The sequence below is a fragment of the Roseovarius sp. MMSF_3281 genome, from assembly GCF_030733685.1.
GTDB lineage: Bacteria > Pseudomonadota > Alphaproteobacteria > Rhodobacterales > Rhodobacteraceae > Roseovarius.
The window spans coordinates 75,132-86,445 of sequence record NZ_JASHIM010000002.1; the positions used below are offsets into that span (position 1 = coordinate 75,132).

The 11,314-nt window shown below is 58.5% G+C and carries 14 protein-coding genes; 10 read left to right on the forward strand and 4 right to left on the reverse strand.

The genetic code is table 11. The features are described 5' to 3' along the window. Positions 1-9: 9 nt before the first annotated feature. The gene (locus tag RBB32_RS03155; protein WP_306151229.1) at positions 10-525 is read right to left on the reverse strand and encodes a CAP domain-containing protein; all 516 of its coding nucleotides are present in this window, start codon (positions 523-525) and stop codon (positions 10-12) included. 171 nt (positions 526-696) lie between these two features. Here RBB32_RS03155 and RBB32_RS03160 point away from each other — a divergent pair, with 171 nt between their 5' ends. Further along, positions 697-1,299 carry a L,D-transpeptidase gene (locus tag RBB32_RS03160; protein ID WP_306151230.1) on the forward strand — a complete coding sequence of 201 codons (603 nt, stop codon included), beginning with the start codon at positions 697-699 and terminating at the stop codon, positions 1,297-1,299. Between the two features lie 141 nt (positions 1,300-1,440). Then, positions 1,441-1,629: a hypothetical protein gene (locus RBB32_RS03165; RefSeq protein ID WP_306151231.1), complete on the forward strand. Its 189-nt coding sequence runs from the start codon at positions 1,441-1,443 to the stop codon at positions 1,627-1,629. Between the two features lie 75 nt (positions 1,630-1,704). On the opposite strand, the gene hemH is transcribed toward RBB32_RS03165, so the two are convergent. Then, complete coding sequence (gene hemH / locus RBB32_RS03170) at positions 1,705-2,766, reverse strand: ferrochelatase (protein ID WP_306151232.1); 1,062 nt, start codon at positions 2,764-2,766, stop codon at positions 1,705-1,707. A gap of 60 nt (positions 2,767-2,826) precedes the next feature. Continuing rightward, entirely contained in the window at positions 2,827-3,642 is an 816-nt protein-coding gene (locus tag RBB32_RS03175; protein WP_306151233.1) for a methyltransferase domain-containing protein, read from the reverse strand. Positions 3,643-3,657: 15 nt separating this feature from the next. Between RBB32_RS03175 and RBB32_RS03180 the strand changes: the two genes are divergently transcribed. The 4 genes from RBB32_RS03180 to RBB32_RS03195 are packed head-to-tail and all read left to right on the forward strand — an operon-like array spanning position 3,658 to position 5,958. Continuing rightward, positions 3,658-4,389, forward strand: coding sequence for a ComF family protein (locus RBB32_RS03180; RefSeq protein ID WP_306151234.1), 732 nt, complete (start codon positions 3,658-3,660; stop codon positions 4,387-4,389). 31 nt (positions 4,390-4,420) lie between these two features. Further along, entirely contained in the window at positions 4,421-4,678 is a 258-nt protein-coding gene (gene grxC, locus RBB32_RS03185; protein ID WP_306151235.1) for a glutaredoxin 3, read from the forward strand. A gap of 5 nt (positions 4,679-4,683) precedes the next feature. Then, entirely contained in the window at positions 4,684-5,514 is an 831-nt protein-coding gene (locus RBB32_RS03190) for a carbon-nitrogen hydrolase family protein (protein WP_306151236.1), read from the forward strand. Further along, the gene (locus RBB32_RS03195; RefSeq protein ID WP_306151237.1) at positions 5,515-5,958 is read left to right on the forward strand and encodes a MarR family winged helix-turn-helix transcriptional regulator; all 444 of its coding nucleotides are present in this window, start codon (positions 5,515-5,517) and stop codon (positions 5,956-5,958) included. An 84-nt stretch (positions 5,959-6,042) separates the two neighbouring features. Here RBB32_RS03195 and ubiG read toward each other — a convergent pair whose 3' ends face one another. Further along, a complete protein-coding gene (gene ubiG / locus RBB32_RS03200; RefSeq protein ID WP_306151238.1) occupies positions 6,043-6,789 on the reverse strand; it encodes a bifunctional 2-polyprenyl-6-hydroxyphenol methylase/3-demethylubiquinol 3-O-methyltransferase UbiG in 747 nt (248 codons plus the stop codon). A gap of 49 nt (positions 6,790-6,838) precedes the next feature. Between ubiG and pip the strand changes: the two genes are divergently transcribed. The 4 genes from pip (at position 6,839) to nusA (ending at position 11,299) form a co-directional block, all read left to right on the forward strand. Beyond that, positions 6,839-7,813 carry a prolyl aminopeptidase gene (gene pip, locus RBB32_RS03205; protein WP_306151239.1) on the forward strand — a complete coding sequence of 325 codons (975 nt, stop codon included), beginning with the start codon at positions 6,839-6,841 and terminating at the stop codon, positions 7,811-7,813. 107 nt (positions 7,814-7,920) lie between these two features. Beyond that, entirely contained in the window at positions 7,921-8,958 is a 1,038-nt protein-coding gene (gene rhuM / locus RBB32_RS03210) for a RhuM family protein (RefSeq protein WP_306151240.1), read from the forward strand. A 128-nt stretch (positions 8,959-9,086) separates the two neighbouring features. After that, on the forward strand, positions 9,087-9,665 hold the full coding sequence (gene rimP / locus RBB32_RS03215) for a ribosome maturation factor RimP (protein ID WP_306151241.1): 579 nt from the start codon (positions 9,087-9,089) through the stop codon (positions 9,663-9,665). A 2-nt stretch (positions 9,666-9,667) separates the two neighbouring features. Further along, positions 9,668-11,299 carry a transcription termination factor NusA gene (nusA, locus tag RBB32_RS03220; RefSeq protein WP_306151242.1) on the forward strand — a complete coding sequence of 544 codons (1,632 nt, stop codon included), beginning with the start codon at positions 9,668-9,670 and terminating at the stop codon, positions 11,297-11,299. Positions 11,300-11,314 lie beyond the last annotated feature (15 nt).

The following is an 11,314-nucleotide window of genomic DNA, read 5'->3' on the forward strand; positions in this document are numbered from 1 at the left end:
CCTTCGTGGTTAATTGCCCAGAACCATTGTCCACCAGATTTTCCCGTTGTCCTCCTGAAGCCACGCGAACCCAAGGTTTCGCGCGTCCGGCGACAATATGACATTACGGGTCGTTTCCTGCTCCATCCACGCGGCCAGGGTTTCGGTTTCGGTCTCGTAGGTTTCCGAAATCGTTTCGCCCACAAGCTGCCCCGAGTATCCGACACGGCGTACACGGTCGATCGGTGACGATCCGTCTGATCCGAAATGCCACGGACGATTCTGCATCGACATATCGCGCGAATGGGTGGCGGCGGCGGCATTGAGTTTGGCATTCAACTGAACCGATGGAACACCTGCCGCTTCGCGCAGGGCATTGACCGAATCCAACATGCGGTATTGAATCTTTGCCGTATCCCCGGACCGGATGCGGTATACCTTGGGCAAAGGTTTGCCATCGGGCCCAAGTGTGGGTTCAGGTGGGGTGGTGGCGCAGGCCGAAAGCACCATCAGCGCCGAAAGAAGAAGTCCGAAAATACGTGTCATAATAGCCTGCCACCCGTTTTGTTTCGTGCGCCCCAGAAGTAACCAAAGCGTCGTGGCGATTCAAACCCACATCTGCGTGACTTTGCCAATTGACGTTTCTTTGAATTGCGACTGCGACATTCGCGCCATATATTGAGCGCCAAGTGAGATAGCCAAGATTGGAGTTCGACCATGGCCATCAAGTATTCAAATGGCATGAGCCGACGGGCCTTTATGGCGGCAACGGCGGCCGCTGTCGGCACGCCTGCCCTCGCTCAAAGTGTCACCGGCGAAGATACCGTTGAGATTGAGCGCGATGTTACCACCACCGTGCGCCGCAATATTTCCAGCTTCCGCACGCTGGACTGGCAGCCCTATTTCTCGAACCTGAAAAACGGTGCGATTCTCGTGGATATCGATTCACGCGCGCTGCATTACTGGTCGGAAGATGGCGAAACCTACAAGCTGTATCCCTCCAGCGTTCCGCTGACCGAGGATCTGACACGCCGTGGCCGGACCCGCGTCATTCGCAAGGTCGAAGGCCCCGATTGGCGTCCGACACCCTCGATGCTCAAGCGAAACCCCGATTGGCCGCCCTACGTTCCGCCTGGCCCGGATAACCCGCTTGGTACCCATGCGCTTTACCTAAGCTGGACCTATTACCGGATTCACGGCACCCATGACACGCGCAAAATCGGGCGTCGTTCGTCGAATGGCTGCATCGGTCTCTACAACGAACATATCGCCGAGCTTTTCGCGATGGCCAAAGTCGGCACCCAAGTGTTGCTAATTTGACGAAATTTGGTCTGATCATGCTCCAGATGTTGCAAGATGAGTTTGCAATCGCTCCGGATTGCTGCTTAGAAAACGCCACGAGGTAAGTCTTGGGTGCTTGTCGTCGCTTTCATGACGGCAGGCCAACATCTGGAGGATACTATGAAAAAACTCGTTCTCGCCGCTGCCCTGACAGCCGCCGCTTCGACCGCTTCTGCTGGCACCATTGAAGAGCCCGTAATGGAAGCACCCGTCGTTGTTGAAGAAACCACCGCAAGCTCGTCCGCAGCTGGCGTTTGGGTTCCGCTGGTGCTGCTGGCCATCGTTGCAGCAGTTGTCGCAGCCGACTAATTCGGTCGCCCGACAAACAAAAGAAAAGGCAGTGGTCTGACCACTGCCTTTTTTTATGCCCTATGACGCTTCTGCTTAATCCAGCCAGCCTTTCAGGTTGTTTTCGACAACACCGGCCAAGGCCTTCATATGGGCCTCGTCGTCATTGAGGCACGGAATATAGGTGAACTGCTCACCCCCCGCTTCCTCAAAGCTTTCGCGAATTTCCTCGTTGATCTCTTCCAGCGTTTCGATGCAATCGGCCGAAAACGCAGGCGCCATCACGGCGATCTTCTTTTTACCCTCACGGGCCAGATCGGCCACGTGATCCACCGTGTAGGGCTTTAACCACTCTTCGGGGCCGAAAACCGACTGGAATGTCGTGGTGATCTGCGTGTCGTCCCAGCCAAGCCGCTCTTTCAACAGGCGCGTGGTTTTCTGGCATTGGCAATGGTACGGATCGCCCTGCATCAGGTAACGCTTGGGCATGCCGTGATAGCTGACCACAAGGATATCGGGCCGCTCTTTTACATCGGCATAGGCTTTCTCAACCGATTGCGCCAGGGCCTCGATATAGGCAGGATTCTCGAAATAGGGCTCCACTACACGTGCGGTCGGCTGCCAGGTTTCATCCATCAAGGCGCGGAAAAACTGATCGTTCGCCGTGGCCGATGTGGCCCCTGCATAATGCGGGTAAAGCGGGAAAAACAGGATCCGGGTACAGCCGGCCTTGACCATCTCGCGCACCTTCGACTTGGTCGAAGGATTGCCATAGCGCATGCAGAAATCCACCATGACCTGATCGCCATACCGATCTTTCATATGCTCGGCCATCTTGGCGGTCTGATCCCGCGTGATGGTCATCAACGGGCTTTCGTTCCTGTCCTCGTTCCAGATGGATTTATAGGCCTCGCCGCTGGAAAAGGGGCGCTTGGTCAGAATGATCAATTGTAATAACGGCTGCCATTTCCAAGGGCTGTAATCAATCACCCGGCGATCCGACAGGAATTCGTTCAGATACCGGCGCATCGGCCAATAATCGTAGTGGTCCGGCGTGCCGAGATTGGCCAGAAGAACCCCGGTTTTCGCCTTGGGAATCGCGGGATGATCGGCATTGGCGTGCTCGGGAACTTTCGAAGTCGGGCTAGCGTCCTGCATGGGCAATCTCGTTTTTATATTCATGTTTCATTGTGTGAGATAACGGCTCTGTTCCTGCCGTCAATCTTTCAAAGGGCTTTCAGTCGTCCCAAGCGCATCGGCCAAGCGCGCCGTGGCCGATCCGGGGCGCAGGGGTTGGGGTTGGCTTTCGTCCGGGGCCCAGCCCGTCAGGACCATCAAGTCGAAACTGGCAGGCACCCGCCCGTCATCGGTGCCGAAGGTCTCGGTATAAAGCTCCCAGGCACGCAGGATCACACTGCGCCGGGTGGCATGCCGTGGTCGTGCGGCCAGGGCCGAGGCTTCGCCCATGGCCCGCAATTCCCGCATCAGGTGCAAGGGCGACTCGTAACTGGTTTTCAGCGGCAGGTAATCCGCCACCGGAAGGGCAAAACCGGCCCGTTGCAACAGCGCGCCAAGATCGCGGATTTCACCCATGGGCGCCACACGAGGCGACAGGCCGCCCGTCATGTCCACCTCTGCCTGCGCCAATGACGCGCGTAATTCATGCAGGGTTTCACCGCCAAAGAAGATGCCCAGAAACAAACCGTCTGGCCTCAAGGCCCGCCGCGCCTGAATCAGTTGGCCAACCGGGTCATTGGCCCAATGCAGGCACATGGCATGGATCACCAGATCATGCGCACCTTCTTCAAGGGCCAAGGTATCTTCATCGGCAACACAGGTCGCATCGGGGAACCATTCCTGCCACGTATCGGAAAAACCGCTTACCACGGCGGGCGCGTTAAAGGATTTATTAACCATCCCCAGCCGATCCTTGATCTCATCCGCCGCCGCTTCGTGCAGAAAGAGGGCCGGTGCCGCCATGGCACGGGCACGGTTGCGAAGCAGGGCAGGGCGGTCGGTGAGGGAGGTATTCATGCAAGGAACAATAGGATGAGCGCGCGGGCTTTTCAAACCGCCTTGCGCTTGGTTTATCCGCCACGCTGTACCCTCTGCGGCGATCATGTGGACAGCGATTTCGGCCTTTGCGGCCCCTGTTGGCGCGAAACGCCCTTTATCTCGGGCCTGTGTTGCGATGCCTGCGGCGTGCCCTTGCCCGGCGACGATCAAGGAGAGGCCGAATATTGCGACGATTGCCTGCGGTTTGCCCGGCCCTGGGAAAGGGGCCGTGCCGCGCTTCTTTACAAGGACCACGGGCGCAAACTCGTTCTCTCGCTCAAACACGGGGATCGCCACGATATCGTGCGGCCTGCGGCGCTTTGGATGGCGCGGGCGGCTGCACCGTTGTTCGACAGGCGCATGGTGGTCGCCCCGGTCCCCCTGCACTGGACCCGCATGCTAAAACGCCGGTTCAACCAGGCCGCCCTGCTGGCCGAGGCTTTGTCGCGCGAGTTGGGCCTTGAGTATTGCCCCGATCTCTTGATCCGTCGCCGCCGAACCCAAAGCCTCGAGGGGCTGGGCTTTGACGCACGCCATGCCACGGTCGGTCAGGCCATCGCGCCGCATCCCCGGCGCCGCCACCGGATGGCGGCGCGCAAGGTGCTGATCGTGGACGATGTCATGACATCCGGGGCCACCCTTTCGGCGGCGGCGCAGGCCTGTCTTTCCGGCGGTGCCGCCACTGTGAACGTTCTGACACTGGCACGCGTCGCCAAGGACGCCTAAGTTCCCTGCAAAGAGTAAGGGGAACGAACGAATGCAACCTGTTGAAATCTATACCTCGCCGCTTTGCGGCTTTTGCCACGCGGCCAAGCGCCTGTTGAAGCAAAAGGGCGTGAACTTTTCGGAAATCGACGTGCTGACCGATCCAAACCGCAAGCCCGAGATGATCCAAAGGGCCAACGGCGGGCGCACCGTGCCGCAAATCTTCATCGGCGACACCCATGTCGGCGGCTGTGATGAGCTTCACGCGCTTGAACGGGCCGGAAAGCTGGACCCGCTCTTGCAAGGATAGAAGCGATGAAAGCGGCCCTGATACAATTGAACAGCACCGATGATCCGGCAGAAAACCTGCCGGCCACCTGCGATTACGTGGATCAGGCCGCCAAGGGCGGCGCGGGGTTCATCCTGACGCCCGAGGTGACAAATTGTGTCTCGGCCAGTCGCACACGTCAAAAGGACGTGCTGCATCACGAGGCCGATGATCCAACCCTTGCGGGTCTGCGCGACCGGGCCAGACAGCACAGGGTTTGGCTTCTCATCGGCTCGCTTGCACTCAAGACCGACGATGCCGACGGGCGCTTTGCCAACCGGTCTTTCCTGATTGATCCCAAGGGTCAGATCGCCGCGCGGTATGACAAGATCCATATGTTCGACGTGCAGGTGTCCGAGGCTGAAACCTACCGCGAATCCGCAGGATACAGGCCGGGGCAGGCGGCGATATTGGCGCAAACGGATTTCGCGCCCATCGGCATGACCGTCTGTTACGACATCCGCTTTCCCTACCTCTACCGCGCCCTTGCCCAAGCCGGGGCTGACATACTTACTGTACCATCGGCCTTTTCCCCGGTGACGGGGGCGGCGCATTGGGAGGTATTGCTGCGCGCCCGGGCGATTGAAACCGGCGCTTACGTCTTGGCCCCGGCGCAAACCGGGACGCATAAGGCCAGTCGGGGCAAGTCTCGCGAAACCTATGGTTATTCCATGGCCGTGGCCCCGTGGGGCGAGGTGATTGCCGAGGGCGGCACCGATCCGGGTGTCATTTACGTTGATCTTGACCTAGGTAAAGTGGCACAAGCTCGTCAACGCATCCCGTCGTTGCAACAAGCCCCGCAATTCCATGGTCCGTGAATGAATGACTCTTCGATCAATTCCCTTGCCGTCGCCTTGTTCAGCGAGATTCTGGCAGATGAGCAATTGATCAGGAACCGGCTTAGCCGTGTGTTGCCCAAAGGCATGGAAATTTCGCATTTTTCGGTGCTCAACCAACTGGCCCGCGCGGGCGGCGAACGCAGCCCGGCACAATTGGCCAAAAGTTTTCACGTCACCCGCGGCGCAATGACCAACACCCTGAATAAACTGGAATGGGCGGGCTACGTGCATATCCGCCCCGATTGGGACGATGCCCGCCGCAAGATGGTGGCGATCAGCCCCGCAGGACGGCAGGCCCGCGAAGCGGCCATTGCGGCAATTACCCCGATGATTACCGAACTTGTCCGCGAAGTGGGCGAAGACAAGGTGCGCACCACGCTGCCCGTGTTGCGAGAGTTGCGCGCGAAGCTGGAAACCGACTAAAGCGTTTCGCGAAACGCAGTGCTCCGCTCAATCGTTGCACGCGTTCCGCCTTTCGCTGATGCATCAGGTTAAAGGCGGAACGCTTTAGGCTGGTTTCACACTGGCGGTGACGTAGTTGACGCTAAGATCCTTGGACGACAAAGACCATTGCCATGTCACAGGGTTAAAGACGAACCCCTTGCGATCCACCGGTGTCAGGCCCGCGTTCTCGATCAGTGAATAAAGCTCATCCGGCGTGATGAACTTGTTCCATTCATGGGTGCCCTTGGGAAGCCACCGCATAACATATTCCGCGCCCACGATGGCCATGGCAAAACTCTTGGCGTTGCGGTTGATCGTGGAACAGATATGCAGCCCACCGGGCTTCAAAAGCGTCTGACAGGCGGTCAGGTAGGCCAGCGGGTCGGCCACATGTTCCACCACCTCCATGTTCAACACCACGTCAAATCGTTCACCGGCCTCGGCCATGGCTTCGGCCGTGGTGTGACGGTAATCAATGGTCAGGCCGGATTGTTCGGCATGAACTTGCGCCACCGGGATATTGCGTTCGGCGGCATCGGCGCCCACCACCTCGGCCCCAAGCCGCGCCATCGGCTCTGACAGCAACCCACCGCCACAGCCGATATCGAGAATGCGCAGGCCGGTGAACGGTTTTTCGCCGGTCAAGTCACGCTCGAACTCGGCAGCGATCTGTGATGTGATATAGTCCAGACGACAGGGGTTGAGCATGTGCAGCGGCTTGAATTTGCCGTTGGGGTCCCACCATTCGGCGGCCATGGCCTCGAATTTGGCAACCTCGGTTGGGTCGATCGTGGTTTGAGCGGCTTGCATTCTGCTCTCCATATGCTCATGTGGTCCGGCCCCTTTATATAGGACGGTCATGGATAAATTCTCAGGCCAAAAGAGCGCAGTCCAGTATCTTTACCCCCCGATCGAGCCTTTTGATCGGTGTATGTTGGATGTGGGCGATGGTCACGAAGTGTATGTTGAACAATCGGGTCGCACCGATGGCGTGCCCGTGGTCGTGCTGCATGGCGGTCCGGGCGGCGGATGCAGCCCGGCGATGCGGCGCTATTTTGATCCCAACGTCTATCGAATCATCCTGTTCGATCAACGCGGCTGTGGCCGCTCCAAACCGCATGCCAGCGTCGAGGCGAATACCACCTGGGATCTGGTCGCGGATATCGAACGCATCCGCAAAACCCTGAAAATAGATGACTGGATCGTTTTCGGCGGCAGTTGGGGGGCAACGCTTGCCCTGGTCTATGCGCAGGCGCATCCCGGCCCGGTGCGGCATCTGGTGCTGCGCGGGGTCTTTACCATGACGCAGGCCGAGCTGGACTGGTTCTATGGCGGCGGGGCCGGGCGATTCTGGCCCGAAACATGGGCGCGGTTTTGCGAGTTGATCCCGGAAGACGAGCGCGACGATATGATCGCCGCCTATCACCGACGCCTCTTTTCCGGCAACCGCCTCGAGGAAATCCGCCATGCCAAGGCGTGGTCGGCCTGGGAAAACGCGCTGGCCACGGTGCATTCCAACGGCGCCACAATCGACAGCCCCGCCGAATATGCCCATGCTTTCGCGCGGCTGGAGAACCACTATTTCCTCAATGGCGGGTTCCTCGAACGCGATGGGCAAATCCACGAGGATATGCACAAGATCGCCCATATCCCGGGCACGATCGTGCAAGGCCGCTACGATATGATCTGCCCGCCCGCCTCGGCGTGGCGCCTGGCACAGCATTGGCCCAAAGCCAGCCTGCGCATGATCCCCGTGGCCGGCCATGCCCTGTCCGAACCGGGAATCAGCTCGGAACTTGTCAAGGTCATGAACCGTTTGGGGCGTGGCGGTTAGGCCGCCGGAAACCTCGCCTGCACAACGTCGATGCAGTTTCAACCTTTCGATCTTTTCATCAATCTAAATGTTGCTAGAATGTTCCGGGGTTCTTGAGGTGCTTTCATATGAAAGAAACGGATGTACAACCAATTCAATTGGTTGAAGATGGCGAAACCGGTGACCGGTTTTTGGTCTATGGCTCACAAGACGGGATGCGCCTCGATATCAAATTTGCAGGCGACACGCTTTGGATGACCCAGGCACAAATTGCAGAGCTTTTTGGCCGCGATCGCAGCGTGGTTTCCAAACATATTGGCAATGTCTTTGCCGAGGGGGAGCTGGACGAAAATAGCAATGTGCAAAAAATGCACATTGCTCAATCGGCCAAGCCTGTTTCGATCTTCAGTTTGGACCTGATAATTTCGGTGGGCTATCGGGTGTCCTCTGTTCAAGCCACCACGTTCAGGCGCTGGGCAACAAGTGTTTTGGTCCAATATGCAAAAAGCGGCTTTGTCGTAGACAAGGTCCGGCTGAAAGACCCTGAAAACGCCGACCGGGTTCGTGAACTGCGCGAGATCATTCGCGACATCCGGTCCGACGAAGCCAATGTTTTCAGAGAACTGAAAAATATTTGTGCAATGTGTCAGGATTACGAGCCTGGATCGACAGTTGCCCAGCAATTCTATCAACATACGCAGGCCAAACTGATCCATGCCGTTGTGTCGATGACACCAGCCGAAGTCGTACACTCGCGGGCGGATAGCTCGGAGCCAAACATGGGCCTGCAAACATGGCCGAACGACAATATTCGCAAGGCCGACACCACAGTTTCGAAAAACTACCTGACCAAGGTTGAACTGAAAGAGCTGAACCGTCTGACAACCATCTTGCTGGATATTTTCGAAGACCAACTGGACCTAGGTCGACTGATCGTTATGTCAGATGCCGAAAAACTCTTGGATCAGCAGCTATCCAATCTTGGGCGGGTGGTGTTGCGCGATGGTGGGCGCGTCAAAAAGACCATCGCGGATTCAAAGGCACATACGGAGTACGAGAAGTTCAAGGAAGTAAAAAAGCTGGAGCGTCATCAAGAGGCAGACCAGAAGATTTCGGAACTGGCCAAACAGGCAAAATCGTTGCCGAAAACGCGTGGGAAAAAATAGGCCCCTTGCAGACTCACCCGGCAAGGCGTATATCCCTTTTCAACAGCGGCGCGTTGGGGTCCAAACCCGGCGCTCCACCGGGAAATATCGACGGGCCGCGCGCCCGTTTTTTTGTGTTTGAAAGACTGATGAGCAACGACCTGATCGCCAAGACAGCCATTGATCGCCGCATGGCCGAGATCATCACCCCTGTCATCGAGGACTTGGGGTATGAACTGGTGCGCGTGCGCCTGATGGGTGGCAAGACCAACACGCTTCAGATCATGGCCGAGAAGCCCGAGGGCGGTATCGAGGTGGATGATTGTGCCGATATCTCCAACGCCGTCAGCGCGGTTCTGGATGTCGAAGACCCGCTGACCGATGCCTATACGCTGGAGGTCTCCAGCCCCGGGATCGACCGGCCCCTGACCCGCCTCAAGGATTTCGAAGAGTTCGAGGGCTACGAGGCCAAGCTGGAAACATCCGAGATGATCGACGGGCGCAAGCGCTTCAAGGGCGTTCTGGCCGGGGTCGAAGACAGTGACGTGCTGATCAACATCGAGGAAGGCACCGTCGGCCTGCAATTCGATTGGCTGGCCGACGCCAAGCTGGTGCTGACCGACGAACTGATCAAGGACATGCTGAAGGCCCGCAAGGAAGCCGGCACTTTGAACGAAGACCAATTTGACGAGATCGAGACCGCAGGGTCCGAGTCTGAGGAGGACTGAAAATGGCAATTACCTCTGCAAACCAGCTTGAGCTGTTGCAAACCGCCGAGGCCGTGGCCCGCGAAAAGATGATCGATCCGTCGCTCGTCATCGAAGCGATGGAAGAAAGCCTCGCCCGCGCCGCGAAATCCCGCTACGGCGCCGAGATGGATATTCACGTCAGCATCGACCGCAAGACAGGCCGCGCCACCTTTACCCGCGTGCGCACCGTGGTCGAGGATGACGAGGTTGAGAATTATCAGGCCGAGATGACCGTCGAACAGGCCAAGCAATACCTCGACGATCCCAAGGTCGGCGATCAGTTCGTCGAAGAAGTGCCGCCCGTCGATATGGGCCGGATCGCCGCGCAATCGGCCAAGCAGGTGATCCTGCAAAAGGTCCGCGAGGCCGAGCGTGACCGCCAGTTCGAAGAATTCCAGGATCGTGTCGGCACCATCATCAACGGCGTGGTCAAGCGCGAGGAATACGGCAACGTCATCGTCGATGTGGGCCGTGGCGAAGCCATCCTGCGCCGGAACGAGAAAATCGGCCGCGAAAGCTATCGCCCGAACGATCGTATCCGCTGCTACATCAAGGACGTGCGCCGCGAGGCCCGCGGCCCGCAGATTTTCCTGAGCCGCACCGCGCCGGAATTCATGGCCGAACTGTTCAAGATGGAAGTGCCGGAAATCTATGACGGCATCATCGAGATCAAGGCCGTGGCCCGCGATCCGGGCAGCCGCGCCAAGATTGCCGTCATTTCGCACGACGGCTCGATTGACCCGGTGGGCGCCTGCGTGGGTATGCGCGGCAGCCGCGTGCAGGCCGTGGTGAACGAGCTTCAGGGCGAAAAGATCGACATCATCCCCTGGAACGAAGATCAGCCGACCTTCCTTGTGAACGCCCTGCAACCTGCCGAGGTCGCCAAGGTGGTTCTGGACGAAGAAGCCGAGCGTATCGAGGTGGTCGTGCCCGAAGAACAGCTTTCGCTGGCCATCGGTCGCCGGGGCCAGAACGTGCGCCTGGCCAGCCAGTTGACCAATCTCGACATCGACATCATGACCGAGGCCGAAGATTCCGAGCGCCGCCAGAAAGAGTTCGAAACCCGCACCAAGCTGTTCATGGATACCCTGGACCTTGATGAATTCTTTGCCCAGCTTCTGGTCTCCGAAGGGTTCACCAACCTCGAAGAGGTGGCTTACGTCGAGATCGACGAGCTGCTGGTGATTGACGGTGTGGATGAGGACACGGCCAACGAATTGCAGGCCCGCGCCCGTGACGTGATCGAAGCGCAGGCCACCGCAGCGCTTGAAAAGGCCCGTGAACTGGGGGCCGAGGACAGCCTTATTGATTTCGAGGGCCTGACACCCCAGATGGTACAGGCACTGGCCGAAGATGGCGTCAAAACGCTGGAAGATTTCGCCACCTGCGCCGACTGGGAGCTTGCCGGCGGCTGGACGACTGTCGATGGCGAACGCGTCAAGGACGAAGGCCTGCTTGAACCCTTCGACGTTTCGCTGGACGAGGCCCAGAACATGGTCATGACCGCACGTGTCATGCTGGGTTGGGTCGATCCGTCCGAGCTGGAACCCGAAGAAGAGGTCGAGGCCGACGAGGCCGAAACCGTCTTCGCATCCGAGGAGGCCGGGGCCTGATCCGTCAGGCCCCGA